The 22141-nt window shown below is 60.8% G+C and carries 17 protein-coding genes; 12 read left to right on the top strand and 5 right to left on the bottom strand.

Annotated features, from left to right (window positions below):
• The first annotated feature begins 141 nt into the window (after positions 1 to 141).
• The 9 genes from ACM6IV_RS04965 (at position 142) to ACM6IV_RS04925 (ending at position 11243) form a co-directional block, all read left to right on the top strand.
• Positions 142 to 2853, top strand: coding sequence for a TonB-dependent receptor (locus ACM6IV_RS04965; RefSeq protein ID WP_414868974.1), 2712 nt, complete (start codon positions 142 to 144; stop codon positions 2851 to 2853).
• Positions 2854 to 3003: 150 nt separating this feature from the next.
• A complete protein-coding gene (locus ACM6IV_RS04960) occupies positions 3004 to 4869 on the top strand; it encodes an extracellular solute-binding protein (protein ID WP_414868973.1) in 1866 nt (621 codons plus the stop codon).
• 1 nt (position 4870) lies between these two features.
• On the top strand, positions 4871 to 5935 hold the full coding sequence (locus tag ACM6IV_RS04955) for a microcin C ABC transporter permease YejB (RefSeq protein WP_414868972.1): 1065 nt from the start codon (positions 4871 to 4873) through the stop codon (positions 5933 to 5935).
• Positions 5935 to 6957 (top strand): ABC transporter permease, encoded by a 1023-nt coding sequence (locus ACM6IV_RS04950; RefSeq protein ID WP_414868971.1) that lies wholly within the window; start codon positions 5935 to 5937, stop codon positions 6955 to 6957. Before ACM6IV_RS04955 ends, ACM6IV_RS04950 begins: the two co-directional genes overlap by 1 nt.
• A gap of 1 nt (position 6958) precedes the next feature.
• A complete protein-coding gene (locus ACM6IV_RS04945; protein ID WP_414868970.1) occupies positions 6959 to 8605 on the top strand; it encodes an ABC transporter ATP-binding protein in 1647 nt (548 codons plus the stop codon).
• Between the two features lie 158 nt (positions 8606 to 8763).
• Complete coding sequence (locus tag ACM6IV_RS04940; RefSeq protein ID WP_414868969.1) at positions 8764 to 9285, top strand: DUF3455 domain-containing protein; 522 nt, start codon at positions 8764 to 8766, stop codon at positions 9283 to 9285.
• Between the two features lie 162 nt (positions 9286 to 9447).
• The gene (locus tag ACM6IV_RS04935) at positions 9448 to 9981 is read left to right on the top strand and encodes a sigma-70 family RNA polymerase sigma factor (protein WP_414868968.1); all 534 of its coding nucleotides are present in this window, start codon (positions 9448 to 9450) and stop codon (positions 9979 to 9981) included.
• Positions 9978 to 10670: an anti-sigma factor domain-containing protein gene (locus tag ACM6IV_RS04930; RefSeq protein ID WP_414868967.1), complete on the top strand. Its 693-nt coding sequence runs from the start codon at positions 9978 to 9980 to the stop codon at positions 10668 to 10670. The genes ACM6IV_RS04935 and ACM6IV_RS04930 overlap by 4 nt, the downstream gene beginning before the upstream one ends.
• A gap of 132 nt (positions 10671 to 10802) precedes the next feature.
• Entirely contained in the window at positions 10803 to 11243 is a 441-nt protein-coding gene (locus ACM6IV_RS04925; protein WP_414868966.1) for a phage infection protein, read from the top strand.
• A gap of 70 nt (positions 11244 to 11313) precedes the next feature.
• Here ACM6IV_RS04925 and ACM6IV_RS04920 read toward each other — a convergent pair whose 3' ends face one another.
• Positions 11314 to 12405: a DUF1615 domain-containing protein gene (locus ACM6IV_RS04920; protein WP_414868965.1), complete on the bottom strand. Its 1092-nt coding sequence runs from the start codon at positions 12403 to 12405 to the stop codon at positions 11314 to 11316.
• A 252-nt stretch (positions 12406 to 12657) separates the two neighbouring features.
• Between ACM6IV_RS04920 and ACM6IV_RS04915 the strand changes: the two genes are divergently transcribed.
• Positions 12658 to 14862: a TonB-dependent receptor gene (locus ACM6IV_RS04915; RefSeq protein WP_414868964.1), complete on the top strand. Its 2205-nt coding sequence runs from the start codon at positions 12658 to 12660 to the stop codon at positions 14860 to 14862.
• A 352-nt stretch (positions 14863 to 15214) separates the two neighbouring features.
• The gene (locus ACM6IV_RS04910) at positions 15215 to 16750 is read left to right on the top strand and encodes an FAD-dependent oxidoreductase (protein WP_414868963.1); all 1536 of its coding nucleotides are present in this window, start codon (positions 15215 to 15217) and stop codon (positions 16748 to 16750) included.
• 124 nt (positions 16751 to 16874) lie between these two features.
• Here ACM6IV_RS04910 and hemB read toward each other — a convergent pair whose 3' ends face one another.
• Positions 16875 to 17849, bottom strand: coding sequence for a porphobilinogen synthase (hemB, locus tag ACM6IV_RS04905; protein WP_414868962.1), 975 nt, complete (start codon positions 17847 to 17849; stop codon positions 16875 to 16877).
• 254 nt (positions 17850 to 18103) lie between these two features.
• Positions 18104 to 18802, bottom strand: coding sequence for a glutathione binding-like protein (locus ACM6IV_RS04900; RefSeq protein ID WP_414868961.1), 699 nt, complete (start codon positions 18800 to 18802; stop codon positions 18104 to 18106).
• 316 nt (positions 18803 to 19118) lie between these two features.
• On the opposite strand from ACM6IV_RS04900, the gene ACM6IV_RS04895 reads away from it, so the two are divergent.
• Positions 19119 to 19793 carry a histidine phosphatase family protein gene (locus tag ACM6IV_RS04895; RefSeq protein WP_414868960.1) on the top strand — a complete coding sequence of 225 codons (675 nt, stop codon included), beginning with the start codon at positions 19119 to 19121 and terminating at the stop codon, positions 19791 to 19793.
• Positions 19794 to 19912: 119 nt separating this feature from the next.
• Here ACM6IV_RS04895 and mnmH read toward each other — a convergent pair whose 3' ends face one another.
• Positions 19913 to 21016 carry a tRNA 2-selenouridine(34) synthase MnmH gene (mnmH, locus tag ACM6IV_RS04890; RefSeq protein ID WP_414868959.1) on the bottom strand — a complete coding sequence of 368 codons (1104 nt, stop codon included), beginning with the start codon at positions 21014 to 21016 and terminating at the stop codon, positions 19913 to 19915.
• Entirely contained in the window at positions 21016 to 22050 is a 1035-nt protein-coding gene (gene selD, locus ACM6IV_RS04885) for a selenide, water dikinase SelD (protein WP_414868958.1), read from the bottom strand. Before selD ends, mnmH begins: the two co-directional genes overlap by 1 nt.
• Positions 22051 to 22141: the final 91 nt, after the last annotated feature.

Genomic DNA, 22141 nt, shown 5'->3' with positions numbered 1-22141 from the left:
CGACCGAAAAAACGCCATGCGTCTTCGGAGGGGATCGGCTTGCTTGAAGAAAGTGGTTTTCCGCACGCGGTATCACCGAAAGCGGAGCAATGAGGGGCTCACAAGGCCAATTCGATAACGTCTAAAAAGTCGGAAATAACCATGCTGATGAACACTCCACGCTTCACGCTCAAACCCTTGGTGGCAACCATTTCTCGCCACCGTTTTGTTCCGTTGTATCTGGTGGCCATGGGGATGGGCGCCGGGACTGTGCAGGCGGCCGAGGACGACAACACCAGCGTCCCGGCGACTGCAGCGGTGGTTGCGCCGACCACGCAACTGCAACGGGTGGAAGTGACCGGTTCGGCGATTCGCCGGGTCGATGCGGAAACGGCGGTGCCGATCACCATTCTCAAGGCCGATGAGCTGCGCAAACAGGGCGTGACCACCACCGCCGAACTGGTCCAGCGCATCACCGGCAGCCAGTCGATCAACAACAGCGCAGGCTCCGTGGGCGCAGCCACTGGCGGCGCCTCGTTCGCCGACATGCGCGGTATCGGCGCGAACAAGACGCTGGTGCTGCTCAACGGTCGACGCTTGGCCAACAACGCCTTGTCCGGCACCAACTCGGCCGGCGGCGCGGTGGATCTGAACATGATCCCGTTTGCCGCCATCGAGCGCGTCGAAGTGCTGCGCGACGGTGCCTCGGCCCTGTACGGCACCGACGCCATCGGCGGCGTGATCAACTTCATCACCAAGAAATCCCTGACCGACGGCCAGTTGACCCTCGGCGGCGAAACCCCGACCCACAGCGGCGGCGGCCAGACCAAAGACATTAGCGCCAGTTGGGGCTACGGCGATCTGGAAGAAGACCGCTTCAACGTCCTCGGCGTGTTCAACTACAACAAGCAACAGAACCTCGACGCCAACGACCGCTCGTTCGCCACCGATTATGCGCCCGGTCGCGGCCTGGATCAGACCTCCGGCACCGCGTTCCCCGGTAACTACAGCCAGAACGGCAACGCCACCAACCCGTTGGCCAACAGCAATTGCAACGGCCCCAACCTGATTGCCCGCGACGGCTTGTGCCGTTTCAGCACCCGCGAATACATCGACCTGGTGCCGCAAACCGAGAAAACTTCGTTCTTCGGTAAAACCACCGGCAAGCTCGGCGACGATCACAACGTCAACCTCGAATACTTCTGGTCGCGCAACAACAACGCCGTCGCCGTCGGCCCTGCGCCACTGACCGGACTGAGTCTCGATTCTTCGTCGCCCTACTATCCCGGCAACGGCATCACCCCGGCACCGACCGATTTCGCCCTCGACCCGACCCAACCGGTCGATGTGAACTGGCGTGAAACCGCGGCCGGCCCGCGGGAATCGAAAGACCAGAATACCAGCCAGCGCTTCCTGCTGAGTTTCGATGGTCTGGTCGCCGGTTGGGATTACAACGTCGGCGCCTCGTACAACCAGAACAAAATCGTCTCCAGTGTCACCAGCGGTTATGTCAGCGATCAGGCGATGATCGACGGTCTGGCCAGCGGTCTGCTCAACCCGTTCGGCCCGCAGTCGGCGGCCGGCCAGCAGTACATCGACAATGCGGCGTACCATGGCGCCTATTCCACTGCAGTTGGCCGCGTGGCCGGATTCGACGGGCGCATCAGCCGTGAAATCGGCGACTGGTTCGGTGCCGGCCCGTCCGGTCTGGCGCTGGGTGGCGAGTACCGCAAGGAGAAATTCCATCAGGACTTCGAGTCGTTCGCCGGCGACATCCAGAGCCTCGGCATCGACCCGGCCGGCAGCGTTGAGGGTGATCGCAGCGTGAAAGCCGCCTATGCGGAAATCAACGTGCCAGTGCTCGACAGCCTCGAACTGTCCGCCGCGGTGCGTCACGACAAATACAGCGACTTCGGCAGCACCACCAACCCGAAATACTCGTTCCGTTATCAGCCGTTGAAAGAGCTGGTGGTGCGTGGCGCGTACAGCGAAGGTTTCCGTGCGCCGTCGCTGTATGAGCTGTATTCGCCGCGCAGCATCACTTTCACCCAGGGCTACTACAACGACCCGGTACTGTGTACCGGTGGCGTAGTGCAACCAGGCGGCAATGGCGGCCGTGATTGCGGTCAGCAGTTCCTCAACCAGATTGGCGGCAACGAAGATCTGGCCCCGGAGAAGGCGCGTAACGTCACCCTCGGCTTCGTCTATCAGCCGATCAACAACCTGTCGGTGGGTCTGGATTTCTGGTGGATTCACATCTCCAACCAGATCCAGCCATTCCCGGAATCCACCGTGTTTGATCAGGCCGGCTCCTACCCGGATCGCTTCGTGCGCAACGCCGACGGCACGCTCAATTACATCGTTACCGGCAACGCCAACCTCGGCATCGTCGAAACCAACGGTGTCGATGTGTCGCTGGATTATCGCTTCCCGAACACGCCGTACGGCCAATTCGGTCTGGGGCTGCAAGGCACTTACGTTGACGAGTACGACTTCCAGAGCACCATCAAAGGCCCGTTCACCGACAAGGTTGGCGACTTCCAGGGGGACGGTGTGATCGCCCGCTGGAAACACAACCTCACCGGCAGCTGGACCTTCGGCGCGGCGCGGGCGGCGCTGACCAACCGCTTCACCACCGGCTACAACGACTACGACCGCGACACCCATGCACGCGTGGCGTCGTATTCGGTGTGGGACCTGTCGGCCGGTTACACCTTCAACAAAGTGCTGGATGTCGATGCCGGGATGAAGAACGTGTTCGACCGCAACCCGCCATTCACCAACCAGGCTTACAACTTCCAAAGCGGCTATGACCCGCGCTACACCGATCCGCTGGGCCGCACCTTGTTTGCGCGCATGACGTACCACTTCTAACCGGAAACACCAGATGTCTCCCTGTGGGAGGGGGCTTGCTCCCGAAGGCGGTGTGTCAGTCAACACACTCTGCACTGATCCACCGCCTTCGGGAGCAAGCCCCCTCCCACAGTTTGATCTGTGTGCATTCAGGAATTAAGGAGTGATTGCATGAGTTTTTTGCGCAACATGGCGGGCCTGCTTCTGGGCAGTGCGCTGCTGTGCACCGGCACGTCGGCGCTGGCCGGCGGCAGTTATGCGCTGACGGTATACGGCGAGGCGCCGAAGTATCCGGCGAACTTCGAGCACTTTGATTTCGTTGATCCCAAGGCGCCGAAGGGCGGTTCGCTCAGCCGCGCGTCGATGGAGATCGGCCAGTACAACTACATCAGCCCGTATGCCGATCAGGGCATTTCCGTGGTGCAGGTCAACGACTGGGTGTACTCGCCCTTGGCATTTCGTTCGCTCGACGAGCCGTACACCGTTTACGCACTGGTCGCGCAGCAGATCGAGCGCGACCCGCAAGGCTTGTGGGTACGTTTCACCCTCAATCCAAAGGCACGCTTCGCCGACGGCACGCCGATCACCGCCGAAGACGTGCGCTACACCTTCAACCTGCTGATGACCAAGGGCAGCCTGAGCTATCGCCAGCAGTACGCCGATGTGCAGGACGTGCTGATCGAAGGCCCGCGACAGGTACGTTTCACCTTCAAGAACAACCTCAACCGCACCCTCGCGCTGGATCTGGCGACGATGCGCGTGGTCCCCGAACACTGGTGGAAAACCCGTGACTTCGCCAATGGCGGCGGTTTCGAGCCGCCGCTGGGCAGTGGTCCGTATCGGGTGAGCAAAGTCGACGCCGGGCGCAGCATCAGTTTTCAACGCGATCCGGACTGGTGGGGCAAGGACCTGCCGGTCAGTCGCGGCATGTACAACTTCGACACCCTCACGGTGAATTTCTACGGCGACACCGACGTCGCCCGCCAACTGTTGCAGGCCGGCGCGTTCGACTACAACCGCGAGTTCTCCTCGTCCGGTTACGTGGTCGGTTACGACAGCCCGGCATTGCGCGACGGCCGCTTGCAGCAGGCGATCCTCGCCCCGGACAAACCCACCGCCGCTCAGGGCTTTGTGTTCAACCTGCAAAACCCGTTCTTCAAGGATCGCCGCGTGCGTCAGGCAATCAGTCTGCTGTGGGATTTCGAGTGGACCAACAAACAGATGATGCGCGGCTTTTACGTGCGCCAGAACAGCTTCTGGCCGAAGAGTGAAATGGCCGCCACCGCGCTCCCTGATGCCGAAGAATTGAAGATCCTCGAACCGCTGCGCGGACAGATTCCCGACGAGGTCTTCACCACGGTGTATCAGGCGCCGAAAACCGATGGCAGCGGCTATATCCGCGACAAGCAATTGCAGGCGTTGCAGCTGCTCGCCGAGGCCGGTTGGACGCCGCAACACAATCGACTGGTCAACGCTGCCGGCGAGCCGCTGGAGTTCACTTTCCTCGACGGTCAGGGCGGCTTCGACCGCATGCTGCTGCCATTCAAACGCACCCTCGCGCAGATCGGCATCACCCTCAATCTGCGCCGGATCGATTCGGCGCAGTACGTCAACCGTCTCAACGCCCGTGACTACGACATGATCGTCGTCGCTTTCCCGCGTAGCGGCGATCCGATCGTCTCTCCCGGCCGTGAGCTTTACAGCCTGTACGCTTCGCAAAGCGCCACGCAAGTTGGCAGTTCCAACTCGATGGTGCTGGCCAACCCGGCGGTCGATCAACTGATCGACGGGCTGGTCCAGGCCAACACCCGCGAGGCCATGGTGCATTACGCCCGCGCCCTCGACCGGGTACTGCAATGGGGTTACTACATGATTCCCAACTACTACTCCAAAGGCACGCCGACGGTGTATCAGAACCGCTTTGGCATGCCGCCGGTGCAACCGGCCTACGACGAAGGCCTCAACACCTGGTGGGAGGTATCGGCCAAGGCGTTGACCACGCAACAGATGCACACTCAGCTTGCGGGGGGCCAGTGACATGTTGCGTTATCTGAGTCGACGTTTGCTGCTGATCATCCCCACGCTGCTGTGCATTCTGGTGGTGAATTTTCTGATTGTGCAGGCCGCGCCCGGTGGTCCTGTGGAGCAAGCCATCGCCCGCTTGCAAGGCTTCGGCGGGCACAGCATGGGCGGCGGTGGTGAAGTCGCTGCGGTTGGCGGGGCCGGACGCAGCAGCCGTGGCCTCGACCCGGCGCTGATCGAGGAGATCAAACACCATTACGGCTTCGACAAACCGATGCACGAACGCCTGTGGCTGATGCTGAAAAACTATGCGCAGCTGGATCTGGGCAGCAGCTTCTTTCGCGGAGCCAAGGTCACCGATCTGATCGTGCAGAAGTTGCCGGTGTCGCTGTCGCTGGGCTTGTGGGCGACGCTGATCACCTACCTGATTTCCATTCCGCTGGGCATTCGCAAAGCGATCAAGAACGGCAGCGCGTTTGATGTCTGGAGCAGTACGGCGATCATCATCGGCTACGCGATGCCAGCGTTTCTGTTCGCGATTCTATTGATCGTGGTGTTCGCCGGCGGCAGCTACGTCAACTGGTTTCCGGTGCAGGGCCTGGTGTCGGACAACTTCGACAGCCTCAGCACCTTGGCCAAGGTTGGCGACTACCTCTGGCACCTGGTATTGCCAGTGACGGCGCTAGTGATTGGCGGTTTCGCCACGCTGACGATCCTGACCAAAAACAGCTTCCTCAACGAGATCAGCCGCCAGTACGTGATCACCGCGCGGGCCAAGGGGCTGACCGAGCGCCGCGTGCTCTACGGCCATGTGTTTCGCAACGCCATGCTGTTGGTGGTGGCGGGCGTGCCGTCGGCGCTGATCGAGGTGTTTTTCGCCGGTTCCCTGTTGATCGAAACCATCTTCAGCCTCGACGGCCTCGGGCGCATGAGTTACGAGGCAGCAGTGTCGCGGGATTACCCGGTGGTGTTCGGCGCGCTGTTTCTGTTCACCCTCTTTGGTTTGCTGATCAAGCTGATCGGCGACCTCTGCTACACCCTGCTCGACCCGCGCATCGACTTCTCGGCGAGGACTGCCTGATGTTCACACTTTCTCCTCTCGGTCAGCGTCGTGTTGCGCAGTTCAAGGCCAATCGGCGCGGGCGCTGGTCGCTGTGGCTGTTTATCGGACTGTGCATGATTTGTCTGGGCGGCGAGTTGATCGCCAACGACAAGCCGCTGGTGATCCGTTACCACGACGCGTTTTACTTCCCGATCCTCAGCGACTACCTGGAAACCGATTTCGGCGGCGAGCTGCCGTTTCAGCCGGATTACGCCAGCAGCTACGTGCACAAACTGATCGAGGATCAGGGCGGCTGGATGCTGTTTCCGCCGATCCCGTTCAGTTACGACACGGTCAATTACGACCTCAGCGAACCGGCGCCGAGTCCGCCGTCATCGAGCAACTGGCTGGGCACCGATGATCAGGCGCGGGATGTGTTGGCGCGGGTGATTTTCGGCACGCGGATTTCGATTCTGTTTGCGTTGATCCTTACCGGCATCAGTGCGTTGATCGGCATCGTTGCCGGGGCGTTGCAGGGTTATTACGGCGGTTGGGTCGATTTGCTCGGGCAACGGGTGCTGGAGATCTGGTCGGGGTTGCCGGTGTTGTACCTGCTGATCATTTTGTCCGGCTTCGTCTCGCCGAGTTTCTGGTGGTTGCTGGGGATCATGGCGCTGTTTTCCTGGCTGGCGCTGGTCGATGTGGTGCGCGCCGAGTTCCTGCGTGGGCGCAATCTCGAATACGTCAAAGCTGCGCGGGCGCTGGGCCTGACCGACAACGAGCTGATGTGCCGACACATCCTGCCCAACGCGATGACCTCCACCCTCACTTACCTGCCGTTCATTCTGACCGGCGCCATCGCCACCTTGACCGCGCTGGATTTTCTCGGCTTCGGCATGCCCGCCGGCACCGCGTCGCTGGGCGAACTGATCGGTCAGGCCAAGCGTAACCTGCAAGCGCCGTGGCTGGGGCTTACGGCGTTTTTTGCCTTGGCGCTGATTCTGTCTTTGCTGGTGTTTATTGGTGAGGCTTGCCGTGATGCATTCGATCCCCGGAGCTGACATGAACGACAATTTGATCGAGATCCGCGACCTGCGCGTGGCCTTCGCCGGGCAGGAGGTGGTGCACGGTTTGAATCTGGACATTCGCCGCGGCGAGTGCCTGGCGCTGGTCGGTGAATCCGGCTCGGGCAAATCGGTGACGGCGCATTCGATTCTGCGTTTGCTGCCCGGCAAGAACGTCAGCAGCAGCGGCACGATCCGCTACAACGGCGTGGATTTGCTTCACGCCAGCGAGCAGCAGATGCGCCGCTTGCGCGGCAACCGCATTGCGATGATTTTCCAGGAGCCGATGACCTCGCTCAATCCGTTGCACACGGTGGAAAAGCAGGTCAGCGAGGTGCTGGAGACTCACAAGGGTTTGAAGGGCCGCGCCGCACGTGAGCGGACGTTGGAACTGCTGGAACTGGTCGGCATTCGCCAGCCGTTGCAGCGCTTGAAAGCTTATCCGCATCAGCTTTCCGGGGGGCAGCGGCAACGGGTGATGATTGCCATGGCGTTGGCCAACGAACCGGAATTGTTGATCGCTGACGAGCCGACCACGGCGCTGGATGTCACGGTGCAGCAGAAGATTCTCGAGCTGTTGATCGAGTTGCAGCAGCGGCTGGGCATGTCGCTATTGCTGATCAGCCATGACCTCAATCTGGTGCGGCGCATCGCTCAGCGCGTGTGCGTGATGCGTCAGGGCGAGATCGTTGAGCAGGCCGATTGCGAAGCGCTGTTTCGGGCACCGCAGCATCCTTACAGCCGCTTGTTGATCGAGGCGGAACCGAGCGGTGCGCCAGTGCCGAGTGCATACGAGCACAACCTGCTTGAAGTCGATGATTTGAAGGTTTGGTTTCCGTTGCCCAAGGCGTTGTTCAGTCGCCAGCAGAATTACATCAAAGCGGTGGATGGCGTGAGTTTCACCCTGCAACGGGGCAAGACGTTGGGCATTGTTGGCGAGTCCGGTTCAGGAAAATCGACCCTGGGTCAGGCGATCCTGCGTCTGGTTGAATCCGAGGGCCATATCCGCTTCGGCAACAAGCAACTCAGCTTGCTCAATCAGCGCCTGATGCGTCCGTTGCGGCGGCAGATTCAAGTGGTGTTCCAGGACCCGTTCGGCAGCCTCAGTCCACGGATGTCGGTGCAGCAGATCATTGCCGAAGGGTTGCTGACCCATGGCATCGGCACCGAGGCCGAGCGCGAGGCGGCGGTGATCCGGGTGTTGGAGGAAGTCGGCCTCGATCCGCAGAGCCGCCATCGTTATCCCCACGAGTTTTCCGGCGGCCAGCGCCAGCGCATTTCCATCGCCCGCGCACTGGTGCTGGAGCCGGCGCTGATTCTGCTCGATGAACCGACGTCGGCACTGGATCGCACGGTGCAGAAACAGGTTGTGGAATTGTTGCGGCAATTGCAGATCAGGCATGGGCTGACGTATTTGTTTATCAGCCATGATCTGGCGGTGGTGCATGCGTTGGCGCATGACTTGATGGTGATCAAGGAAGGCAAGGTGGTTGAACAGGGTTCGTCGCGGGAGATTTTTGCTGCGCCGCAACATCCCTATACCCAAGAGCTGCTGAAAGCCTCCGGCCTAAAGTCCGACACAAAACCCTGTGGGAGCGAGCTTGCTCGCGATAGCGGTGGGTCAGTCACCACCTCTATAAGCTGAAAGGCCGCCTTCGCGAGCAAGCTCGCTCCCACAGGGGAAATCGGTGGGGTTGGAAATTTATTTGTCGGGCACTGCATCCAGACGCCTCCGTCACGGGTAGTCCCTGTAACAGCCCTCTTCGGCTGTCAGCGGTCTACCCTTTTTTGGAGATAACACTGATGAACATCACCCAGCTGATTGGCCTCACCGGTTTGCTCGTCCTGTCCTCGACAACCTTCGCCCAAAGCAGTTATCCCGACGCGATCAAAGTTCCGGCCGGCCACAAGATCGCCATGGAAACCACCGGCGTCGGCGAGATCACCTACGAATGCCGCGACAAGCCCAATGCGACCGGGCAGACCGAGTGGACCTTTGTCGGTCCGAAAGCGGTGCTCAATGATCGCAGTGGCAAGCAGGTCGGCACCTATTTCGGCCCGCCAGCCACCTGGCAGGCCAAGGACGGTTCGAAAGTCACCGGCACACAATTGGCTGTGGCGCCGTCAACTCCTGGCAACCTGCCCTATCAGTTGGTCAAGGCCAACCCTGCCGAAGGCAAAGGCGCGATGAGCGGCGTGAGTTACATCCAGCGTGTCGCGCTCAAGGGCGGCGTGGCGCCGGGCAGCGAATGCACGACGGCGAACAAGGGCAAGCAGGAAGTAGTGAAATATCAGGCTGATTACATTTTCTGGGCGGCGAACTGACTTCTGGCACCACTGATAAACCCTGTGGGAGCGAGCTTGCTCGCGAAGGCTGAGTGTCAGTCAACACAGTCTTCTCTGACCGGCCGCCTTCGCGAGCAAGCTCGCTCCCACAGTGGACAATGGGTTCTGGATGTTTGCGGAATGTGAGCTAGATTGCACGCCATGCCTTTAGCCGAATCCGTTTTCGATTACGAAGCCCGCCTCGCTGCCTGTGCCCGTGGCGAGCGTTCGGCCCTGCGCGATTTGTATGTGCAGGAAGGTCCGCGTCTGCTCGGCGTGGCCAAGCGTCTGGTGCGCGATACGGCGCTGGCGGAGGACATTGTGCATGAGGCATTTATCAAGATCTGGAACGGCGCAGCGGGATTCGACCCGGCGCGCGGTTCGGCGCGTGGCTGGATGTTCAGCGTGACCCGGCATCTGGCGCTGAATCTGCTGCGTGATCACGATCGGGAGACGCCGTTCAGCGCGGCCCACGAAACCGCTGCGGACGATGACGGCTTCGACGCCCACGCGCATTCGGCGCGCATCCACCATTGCCTTGAACAACTGGAGCCACAACGGCGCAGTTGCGTCCTGCACGCCTATGTCGACGGCTACAGCCACGCGCAGATTGCCGCGCGCCTCGACACGCCGCTCGGCACCGTCAAAGCGTGGATCAAGCGCAGCCTCAATGCCTTGCGGGAGTGCATGGGATGACCAGCGAATCGGCGCAAGAACGGGATGAACTGGCCGGCGAATATGTGCTCGGTACGCTGTCGTTCGAACAGCGGATCGAGGTGCAACGGCGCTTGCCGAATGATCCCGAACTGCGTGCGGCGGTGGATGCCTGGGAGCGGCGTCTGCTGGAACTGACGGATCTGGCTGAGCCGCAACAACCGTCAGCGCAGCTGTGGCAGCGTATTGAACGCAGTATCGGGCGACTGACGCGGCAAGCACCTGCAACTTCATGGTGGAATCTGCTGCCACTCTGGCGCGGGTTAAGTGCTGCAGGACTGGCCGCCACGTTGCTTTTAGGTTCGATCCTGCTGACCCAGACCACGCCAAAACCAAGCTTTCTGGTGGTGCTGGTCGCGCCGCAGGACAAGGCCCCGGGCTGGGTGATTCAGGCGAGCAATTCGCGGGAGATTCAGCTGATTCCGCTGGGCGTGGTCGAAGTGCCGGCGGACAAGGCACTGGAATTCTGGACCAAGGCTGACGGCTGGCAGGGGCCGGTATCGCTGGGACTGGTCAAACCCGGGCAGGCCTTGTCGGTGCCGTTGGACAAGCTGCCGCCGCTGCAACCCAATCAGTTGTTCGAGCTGACACTTGAGGGTGCCAATGGCTCGCCAATCGGCAAACCGACCGGGCCGATCCAGGCGATCGGCCGGGCCGTCAAGGTGCTGTGAGGCTCTGATCTGCGGGTTCCGGCCACCATCATCGGCATCGATGTTCACCATCACGGCAATGAAGTTCTCATAAAAAATCTGCGGCGTAACATCTGCTCCATACCAACCAACAACACCCCGGAGCACACCATCATGAAACGCCAAACTCTTCTCGGTATCGCTTTCTCGGTCTTCGCTATCAACGCTTTCGCCGCTACCCCGGCCCACACCATGATCGCTGAAGGCGGCTCGGACAAACTGATTGAAAGCCGTGTGGCTGAAGGCGGTTCGGATCGTCTGATCGAACGTCGCGTTGCTGAAGGCGGTTCGGATCGTCTGATCGAACGCCGCGTGGCTGAAGGTGGTGCGGATCGTCTGCTCGAACGCCGCGTTGCCGAAGGTGGCTCGGATCGTCTGATCGAACGTCGCGTTGCTGAAGGTGGTTCGGATCGTCTGATCGAACGTCGCGTTGCCGAAGGTGGCTCGGATCGTCTGATCGAACGTCGCGTTGCTGAAGGTGGTTCGGATCGTCTGATCGAACGTCGCGTTGCCGAAGGTGGCTCGGATCGTCTGATCGAACGTCGCGTTGCCTGATGATTGGCTGCAAGCGCAACACCCCAGAGAAACCCGGCTGCCCTGGCCGGGTTTTTTATGTCTGCCTGATTTATCCGGCCTTGGCCATGCAGCGCTTGTAGCGCTCGTCCACCCGTTTGGCGAACCACGCCGTGGTCAGTTTGCGGGTGATCTTCGGACTCTGCAGCACGATCCCCGGCAACAGCGCACGCGGCAGTTTTTTCCCCTCCGCTTGCTCCGCCAGTTCGAAGACCCGCTGATAGAGCTTCGTCTCTTCGAATTCCAGGGTTTTGCCCTTCTCCAGTTGATCGCGAATAGTCGGGTTGCGCATGCCCAACGACTTGCCGAGGGTGCGCACCGCCAATTCCGTGCCACCGGGCATGATCGAATCGTAGCGGATCAGGTCGCCATCCAGCGCCAGCGGAATGCCCGAGGCGCGGCTCACCGCGTTCTGAAACGCGGCATTGCGACTGGCGTACCAACCGGCGTTGAAATCGGCAAACCGGTACAACGGCTCGCGGTAACTCACCGGATAACCAAGCAAATGCGCAATGCCGAAATACATGCCACCGCGACGGCTGAACACTTCGCGGCGGATCGTGCCGTCTACCGGGTATGGATAGTCCTTGGCGTGCTGCTCGGCGAATTCGATGCTGACCTGCATCGGCCCGCCGGTGTGCACCGGGTTGAAGCCGCCAAACAGCGTGCGCCCCATCGGCACCCTGCCAATGAAGTCATCGAAAATGCCACTGAGTTCTTTTTCACTGCGCGCCGCGTTCAGGCGTTCGCTGTAGGTTTTGCCGTTGGTGGAACGCACTTGCAGAGCACCGCTGACCAACAGGCTGGGGATATGCACTTTCGCGGCGCGGCGGTCAATTTCGTCGCGGGCAATTTTGCCCAGGCCCGGCACCGTCGGGTCGGCCTGGAAAGTGGACTCCTGCTCGGCAACGGCCAGCACCGAACATAGATTCTGCGTGGTCGGACTAATGTTCTGCGCGGCAAAAGCGGCGTAGATATCGGTGGCCCAGCCTTGCCGATCAGCGGTTTTGGCCGGCATCAGCCGCACGATCTCGGCCTTCACTTCAGCGGGTGCGCGGGGCACCGGTTCCTGGCTGCGCGGCCCCGCGCACCCGGCGAGCGCCAGCAGTGCAGCGAGCGTGATCGGTAATTGATAGTTGTACATGACGCTTCATCCAGTCCGTTGTGCCGGGTCAACCATACGTTCAATGGTATGACGCAGGCTAGGACTGCGCTGTTCTGCCCCTGTTCCCATTCTCGCCAATTACCCCGAAATAGAGCCACCAACGGGTGATGACAAACTGATTGCAAAACGTTACTGAGAAAACCTATCATTTGTGCCTGGAGTCGCATTTGCGCAAGGAGTTCCCGCGCCGTTCTTATTTTTCTCACCGGCCGTGCGCCTCAGGTCCATTACATGCCCGTTTCAGCTCGACTCGCCGTCCCGTTTCGCCCGACGCTTCTCGCCCTGCTGTGCTCCTTGACCGTCACCGCTCACGCGGCCGAAGGCGATAGCCCGGCGCTGGTGCTGGACGACGTCAACATCAATGCCCAGGCCCCGACGCCCAACGCCCTGCCCCCGGTTTACGCTGGTGGTCAGGTGGCACGCGGTGGCCAGCTCGGCGTGCTCGGCAATCAGGACATGATGGACGTGCCGTTCAGCGCGGCGTCCTACACCGAACAACTGATTCAGGATCAGCAAGCCGAAGACGTCGCCGATGTCCTGCTCAACGATTCGTCGGTACGTCAGGCGTCCGGTTACGGCAACCAGGCGCAGGTCTTCATGATTCGCGGCCTGCCACTGAACGGCGATGACATTTCCTACAACGGCCTGTACGGCGTGCTGCCCCGGCAGATCATTTCCACCGATGCGCTGGAGCGCGTGGAAGTGTTCAAAGGCCCGAACGCCTTTATCAACGGCGTGACCCCGACCGGCTCCGGCATCGGTGGCGGCGTCAACCTGCAACCGAAACGCGCCGACGACGTGCCGCTGCGTCGTTACACCACCGACATCAACAGCGAAGGCCGTATCGGTCATCACTTCGACATCGGCCAGCGCTTCGGTGAAGACAACCGCTTTGGCGCACGGATCAACCTGTCCCAGCGCGAAGGCGACACGGGTATCGATCACGAGAATCAGCGCTCGAAACTGTTCGCCATCGGCCTCGATTATCGCGGCGACGCCCTGCGCATCTCCGGCGACTTCGCCTATCAGAAAGAACGCGTCAACGGTGGCCGCAACTCGGTCAACCTCGGTACCGCCACGCACATTCCGGACGCACCATCGGCCGACACCAACTACGCGCCGAAGTGGGGCTATACCGACATCGAAGACACCTTCGGCATGCTCCGCGCCGAATACGACCTGAACGACAACTGGACCGCTTATGCAGCCGGCGGCGCCAAGCACACCCGTGAAGTCGGGAATTACAACTCGACCACCCTGGTCGGCAACAACGGCGCCTCGTTCACCACCGGTTCGTTCATTCCCCACGATGAAGACAACACCAGTGTAATGGCAGGTCTCAACGGTAAATTCAACACCGGCCCGGTCAGCCACAAGCTCAACTTCGGTCTGACCGGTATTTGGGCTGAACAGCGCAGTGCCTATGATTTTGACCTGACCAAATACGCCAACAACATCTACCATCCGGTGCAAACGCCGTCGCCGGTGGGCAACTTTGCCGGCGGCGACTTGAATGATCCCGGCATCACCGGCAAGACCTTCAACCGCAGCGTGGCGATTTCCGACACCCTCGGTTTCTTCGATGATCGCCTGCTGGTCACCGCCGGCCTGCGTCGCCAGCAACTGGTGGTGCAGGGCTACAACTACGCCAGTTGGGGCAGCGGCGGCCGCAAGTCGAGCTATGACGAATCGATCACCACACCGGTGTACGGCGTGGTGTTCAAACCGTGGGAACACGTTTCGTTTTACGCCAACCATATCGAAGGCCTGGCCCAGGGCCCGACCTCGCCGACCAGCAGCGGCGGCTTCCGCGTGACCAACGGCAACGAAGTCTATGCGCCGAAACGCTCCAAGCAGACCGAAGTCGGGGTGAAAGTCGACATGGGCACTTACGGCGCCAGCCTGGGTGTTTATCGCATCGAACAGCCGAGTGATGGTTACTGCGAAATCAACAGCCCCACCACCTGCACCTACGTGCGCGAAGGCGAGCAAATCAACAAAGGCGTGGAAATGAACGTGTTCGGCGAGCCGATTCAGGGCCTGCGTCTGATCAGCGGTCTGACCCTGATGGACACCGAACTGAAGAACACCCTCAACGGCGCCAACGACGGCAACCGTGCGATCGGCGTGCCGACCTTCCAGTTCAACGCCGGCGCCGACTGGGACGTACCGGGCCTGCAAGGCGTAGCGCTGAATGCGCGGATGCTGCGCACTGGCGGTCAGTACGCGGATGCGGCGAATAACCTCAGCCTGCCGACCTGGAACCGCTTCGATGCGGGTGCGCGTTATGCGTTCAAGGTCTCGGAGAAAGACGTGACCGTGCGTCTGGGTGTGGAGAATCTGGCGAACAAGAAGTATTGGGAATCGGCTCAGGGGGGTTATCTGACTCAGGGTGAGCCACGCGTTGCCAAGTTGTCCGGGACTATCGATTTCTAGGCCTGAAAAGCCCCTCATCGGAACGCCGCCCGCCTAGCCCTCTCCCGGAGGGAGAGGGGACTGACCGTGGTGTTCTTGCAAGTTACGCCGACCTGAAACATCGAGTCGAACTCAGATTTTGAAAGCCCCCCAATCGGCTCCCTTTCCCCCTCGCCCCCTTGGGGGCGGTCCGACGTTTCGGGAGGGCTGGGGTGAGGGGGTAAATTTCACTGTCACCAAAATCTCCTGCCGAACTACCAAAAAAAGGCCCCACAGCCTCACCGCTGTGGGGCCTTTTCCCGTCTGGCCGATCCAACTGCCCCCCCTCTCCTTCTGATCCATACTTGCTGCACAGCAAACGAAGGACAGGCCCATGAACCGCAGCGACGTTCTGATCATCGGCGCTGGCCCCACCGGGCTGGTGCTGGCCCTGTGGCTGAGCAAACTCGGCGTACGTGTGCGCATCATCGACAAGACCTCCGCGCCCGGCACCACATCGCGGGCGCTGGCGGTGCAGGCGCGTACCCTGGAGTTGTACCGACAGTTGGACCTGGCTGACACCGTGGTGCGCAACGGCCATCGGGTGGCAGCGGCGAATTTCTGGGTCAATGGCAAACCGGTCGCGCAGTTGCCGCTGAACCGCATCGGCGAAGGCCTGACACCCTACGCGTTTGTCGAAATCTTCCCGCAGGATCAGCACGAACGATTGCTGATCGAGCGCCTCGAAGATTATGGCGTCACGGTCGAGCGCGACACCACCCTGGAAAGTTTCGAGGAAACCGGCGACGGCCTCACCGCGCATTTGCGCCTGGCCGATGGCGAGCAGGAAAGCTGCCAGGCCTGTTATCTGGCGGGATGTGACGGTGCCCGTTCAGTGGTGCGCAAAAGCCTGGATACCGGATTTCCCGGCGGCACTTATCAGCAGATTTTCTACGTGGCCGACGTCAAGGCCAGCGGCCCGGCGATGAACGGCGAGCTGCACCTGGATCTGGATGAAGCGGACTTCCTCGCCGTGTTTCCACTGGCCGGCGAAGGCCGTGCCCGGCTGATCGGCACAGTGCGTGACGAGCGCGCGGATCGCGCCGAAAGCCTGGAGTTTTCAGATGTCAGCAGCCGTGCCATCGACCACCTGAAAGTGCACATCGAAGACGTGAACTGGTTCTCGACCTACCGCGTGCATCACCGCGTGGCCGAACACTTTCGCAGTGGCCGCGCGTTTCTGCTCGGCGATGCTGCACATGTGCACAGCCCGGCAGGTGGTCAGGGCATGAACACCGGCATTGGCGACGCGATCAATCTGGCGTGGAAACTTGCCGCCGTGCTCAGCGGCGCCGCCGAACCGCGCCTGCTCGAGAGCTACGAAACCGAACGCATCGCCTTCGCGCGTCGACTGGTGTCCACCACCGACAAAGTCTTCAGCTTCGTCACCGCCGAAGGACGCATGGCTGATCTGCTGCGCATGCGTGTGGCGCCGTTTCTGATCCCGAAAATGGCCTCGTTCGAGGCCAGTCGCGAGTTCCTCTTTCGCACCGTGTCACAAGTCACCCTCAACTATCGCGGCATGCCGCTGAGCCAGGGCGCAGCCGGCCACGTCCACGGCGGTGACCGCTTGCCGTGGGCCCATGATGGTGAGGGCGATAATTACGAACCGCTACGGCAACCGTGCTGGCAGGTGCATGTGTACGGCGACACCAGCGACGAGATGATTGCCTGGTGCCATGAACATCACTTGCCGCTGCATGTGTTCGACTGGCGCCCGGCGTTTGAAACGGCGGGATTGGGGCGTAACGGTTTTTATCTGCTGCGCCCGGATACCTATGTGGCGATTGCTGACAACAGCGCGGATCCGAAGGTGATCGAGCGGTACTTTCGCGATCACGGCATCCGGCCCTACTTCAACTGTCCCTGACACACCACGATTCAAATGTGGGAGCGGGCTTGCTCGCGAAGGCGATGCATCAGCAAAAGATGTGCTGGCTGACACGACGCCTTCGCGAGCAAGCCCGCTCCCACAGTTTGGAGTTCGATGTTGCTTAGATCCCGGCCAGTGCCAGATCCATCGCAAAGTAAGTAAAGATCAGATCCGCGCCCGCCCGCTTGATCGCACCCAGGCTTTCGCGCACTACGCGATCCTCATCGATCGCCCCGGCCTGCGCGCCGAACTTGATCATCGCGTACTCGCCGCTGACCTGATACGCCGCCAGCGGCAGGTTCGACGCTTGGCGGATATCGCGGATGATGTCGAGGTAAGCGCCGGCCGGTTTGACCATCAGCGCATCGGCACCTTCCTGCTCGTCGAGCAGCGATTCGCGCAGGGCTTCGCGGCGGTTCATCGGGTTCATCTGATAGCTTTTGCGGTCGCCCTTCAGCGCGCTGCCACCGGCCTCACGGAACGGGCCGTAGAGCGCCGAAGCAAATTTGGTCGAGTAAGCCATGATTGGAATCTGGGTGAAACCGGCCGCGTCCAGCGCCTGGCGAATCGCCCGCACCTGGCCATCCATTGCTGCCGATGGTGCAATCACGTCGGCTCCGGCGCGCGCCGCCGCCACAGCTTGTTTGCCAAGGTTGATCAGGGTCTGGTCGTTGTCCACTTCATGGTTGTGCATCACGCCGCAGTGGCCGTGATCGGTGTATTCGCAGAAGCAGGTGTCGGACATCACGATCATTTCCGGCACGGCGTCCTTGGCAATGCGCGACATGCGCGAGACCAGACCGTCTTCGCGCCAGGTGTCGCTGCCGTTGCTGTCCAGATGGTGCGACACGCCGAAGGTCATCACCGACTTGATGCCGGCGCGGGCATAACGCTCGATTTCGCTGGCCAGTTTGCGCTCGGGAATGCGCATCACCCCGGGCATGCTTGTGATTGGCACGAAGTCGTCGATTTCTTCTTCAACGAAAATCGGCAGCACCAGATCGTTCAGGCTGAACTCGGTTTCCTGGAACAGGCTGCGCAGGCTCGCATTGCGGCGCAGACGGCGGGGACGTGCTTCGGGGAACTGACTGGACATGGGGGCCTTTCCTGAAAACGGCAGATGAGACGAAAGTCGTAGGGGGCGAAGCTTATGCCTTGCGGGGGTTGGGGTACAAACCTGGATCAATCAAGAGTGCATTACCGGGGGTGTAATAATCCCTGTGACACAACAAATCCCCTGTGGGAGCGAGCTTGCTCGCGAAGACGGTGTATCAGCAATAGAAATGCTGGCTGACACGACGCCTTCGCGAGCAAGCTCGCTCCCACAGGGTTATGTGTACAGCCCTGAGATTACGAGGGGATGGTCAGGCCGCGAACCACCGCTGGGCGGGCGAGAAACCGCTCAAGCACACGGGTGACATTCGGGAAGTTGCTGATGCCAACCAGATCACCGGCTTCATAAAACCCGATCAAATTACGCACCCACGGAAACGTGGCGATATCGGCGATGGTGTAGCGCTCGCCCATGATCCAGTCACGGCCCTCGAGCCGACCGTCGAGCACCTTGAGCAGACGCTTGCTTTCGTCGACGTAACGATCACGCGGACGCTTGTCCTCGTAGTCCTTGCCGGCGAATTTGTTGAAGAAACCGAGCTGGCCGAACATCGGGCCGATGCCGCCCATCTGGAACATCAGCCACTGGATGGTTTCGTAGCGCTGCGCGCCTTCCTGCGCCAGCAACTGGCCGCTCTTGTCCGCCAGATAAATCAGGATCGCCCCCGACTCGAACAGCGGCAGCGGTTGGTCCTCGGGGCCATGGGGGTCGAGGATCGCCGGGATCTTGTTGTTCGGGTTCAGCGACAGGAACTCGGCGGACAACTGATCGTTGCTGTCGAATGCGACCTTGTGCGGCTCGTATGGCAAGCCGATTTCGTCGAGCATGATCGAGACTTTGACGCCGTTGGGCGTCGGCAAGGAATAGAGCTGAATCCAGTCAGGGTACTGCGCCGGCCATTTCTGGGTGATCGGGAACGCGGACAGATCGGTCATGGGAAGCATCCAGTCACAAATTAAAGCCCTGAGCATAATCCAGGATCACCCGCTCTAGCGCGGGTTCTTTTTACCTGCACCGTTGTATCTACTTAAATCCGCAACATCCTGTCGCTAACCTGCCACCAGGCCGCTGAACGTTGCCGTTAGAGTGCTGCGCGCTCGGACGATCGAACCAAACGGCCCTCAGGGGACTCTGAGCTATGCCTTTGTTGCAGAGGAAGCCGTTCACGACAGGGAAAACACCCGGTGCTGGGAGCCCGCGGTGTAGAGGTTTGTCAGCCTTAACCGAATTTGCTGAAGAACCTTTTATTTCATGACGATCCTTATGCGATTCGCCAAACGTTTCAAACACCGCGCGTATGTGGCCCTGCCTTCCCTGCTGGCCGTGAGTGCGCTGTTCCTGTCGCTGGAGTCCAGCGAAAGCCGCGCGCAACCGGTGGACGGCACGCAGACGCTGGTGTTCCTGCGCCACGCGGAGAAACCCGAGGGCGGGCTCGGCCAGCTCAACTGTCAGGGCCTGAACCGCGCCATTGACCTGTCAACGCTGCTGCCGGAGAAATTCGGCAAGGCCGATTATGTGTTCGCCGCCAATCCGACGCGCAATGTCGAGGAAGGTGAGCTGGACAACTCCTACAGCTACATTCGCCCGTTGATGACCATCAGCCCCGCCGCGATCAAGCTCGGCCTGCCGGTGAACATCGAGTTCTCGGCCAACGACACCAGCGATCTGGCCCGCGAACTGCTGGAAGACAAGTATCACAACTCGACAATCTATACCGCCTGGTCCCACGGCTATCTGCCGGAGCTGATCAACAAGGTGGCAGGCAAAGCGGTCGGCGAGAAACAGAACATCACCGAGGACTGGGCGGGCAACGACTTTGATTCGTTGTATGTATTGACCCTGACCTGGCACAACGGCAAGGCCAGTCTGCAGAGCCACAGTTACAAGCAGGGCCTGGATAACGGCAAAGACACCTGCCCGACCTGATTGCTGTGTAGTCTGATCTGGCCCTTTCGCGAGCAAGCTCGCTCCCACATTCGATCTGCGTTGAATACAAATCCCCTGTGGGAGCGAGCTTGCTCGCGAAGACGCCAGCCGCTACAACCTCAAACGTTCTGATTCACCCGCTCACGTAAATACTCAAGCACCGCCCCACGTTCCCCGGCAAACTCGATCCGCCCGCCCTTCTTCTCGCGCTGAAACACATACATCGGGTCGTAATAATCCCGCAGCAACACGCCGATCCACTCACGGAACTGCTCGACCGAACCGCTTTGCGCCTGTTCGGCCAGCGCTGCTTCCATCTGCAAATACAGGCGTTGATAGCGCTCGCCACCCAGTCGACGCTGAATATTGTCCAGGCTGGAAATCAACCGCTCGGCATACAGCGCAAAACCCTGCTCGCCATGCATGGCGACAAACTCGGCATGCAGGCCGATAACATAATCCTGCAGAATTCGCTCGACCCGATTGTCGAGGCTGTCTTCGAGCCAGACCAGCGGCGCCGCTTGCATGCCCCGGTAGAGCGGCAATGGCAAGGCACAGCTACCGACCACCCGACTCTCGTCTTCCAGGACAAATTGGCTGATCCCGCCGGCGCGCTTTTTCAGCACATCGACAGCCAGGCGGTTTTCGAAATCGATGTTGCTCGGTTGCCCGGTGGCGCGCTTGCCAAAACTCGAGCCCCGATGATTGGCATGGCCTTCCAGATCCAGACCATTGCTCAACTGCACCAATACTTCAGTTTTACCAGTGCCGGTCATACCGCCCAGCAGAACCAGATCGCATTCGGCCACAGCCTGGTCGACCGTCTCCAGAAGGAACGTGCGCATGGCCTTGTAGCCACCGCCGACCCTAGGGTAATCGATGCCACCCTCGTCCTTGATCCATTGCTGGACGATCTGTGAACGCAGGCCGCCGCGAAAACAATACAGATAGCCGTCGGGGTTGTTCCGGGCAAACTCGACCCAGCCTTGAATGCGCGCCTCCCGAACCTCGGCGGACACCAGCCGCTCACCCAAGGCAATCGCGGCTTGTTGTCCATGCTGTTTGTAACAGGTGCCCACCTGTTCACGCTCACGGTCGTTCATCAGCGGCAGATTGACCACGCCGGGGAAAGCACCGTGGGCGAATTCGACCGGCGCTCGCGCATCCATCATTGGCCGGTCGTTGAGGAAAATGTCACGGTAGTCAGTGCAGTCGCGGAGCATCAGATCACCTCGACTGCGTTCGTCTGTCGCTCAACCAGTTCGCCGATAGGCTCAAGGTTCAGGCCCAGTTCGGCGGCGACGGCGAGGAATTCTTCATTGCCTTGCGGCGTCACCGCAATCAGCAGACCACCACTGGTTTGCGGGTCGCAGAGCACGCGTTTGTGCAGTTCCTGCACGCGGCCAACCTTGCTTGAATAGCTGTCGAAATTGCGCAGCGTCCCGCCGGGCACACAGCCCTGATCGAGGTAATACTCGACGCTGTCCAGGCGCGGTACACGGTCGTAGGCGATGCGTGCGGTGAGCGTGCTGCCGTCCGCCATCTCTACCAGATGCCCGAGCAGGCCAAAACCGGTGACGTCGGTCATCGCGGTGACGCCCGCCAGTTTGCCGAAACGGCTGCCGGGTTTGTTCAAGGTGCACATCCAGTCGCGGGCCACGCCGACGTCGGCGGCGCGCAACTTGCCCTTCTTCTCGGCGGTGGTAAGGATGCCGATGCCCAGCGGTTTGGTCAGGTACAGCAGGCAACCGGCGGTGGCGGTGTCGTTGCGCTTCATGTGGCGCTTTTCCACCAGACCAGTGACGGCGAGGCCGAAAATCGGCTCCGGCGCATCGATCGAGTGCCCGCCCGCCAGGGTTATCCCGGCTTCGTCGCACACCGCGCGGCCACCGCGAATCACCTCGCGTGCCACTTCCGGCGCCAGCACATTGACCGGCCAGCCGAGGATCGCAATCGCCATCAGCGGATCGCCGCCCATCGCGTAGATGTCGCTGATCGCGTTGGTCGCGGCAATGCGGCCGAAGTCGAACGGGTCATCGACGATCGGCATGAAAAAGTCCGTGGTCGAGACCACGCCGCGCTCGGCATCGATCTCGTACACCGCCGCGTCATCGCGCGAAGCATTGCCGACCCACAGTTTCGGATCAAGGTTCTGGGCGCCGCTGCCGGCCAGAATCACTTCCAGCACCTGCGGGGAAATCTTGCAGCCGCAACCGGCGCCGTGGCTGTATTGGGTCAGACGAATCGGCTCGCTCATGGGGGAGTCTCAGGCTGTTGATGGGGGCGATTCTAGCAGAGCACGAGGCAGCAGATTTTTGCACTGACTGGGCGGCCAATTCGCGAGCAGG

It is taken from the genome of Pseudomonas sp. IT-347P, assembly GCF_949768005.1.
Taxonomy (GTDB): Bacteria; Pseudomonadota; Gammaproteobacteria; order Pseudomonadales; family Pseudomonadaceae; genus Aquipseudomonas.
This window is presented reverse-complemented; position numbering and strand designations above follow the sequence as displayed.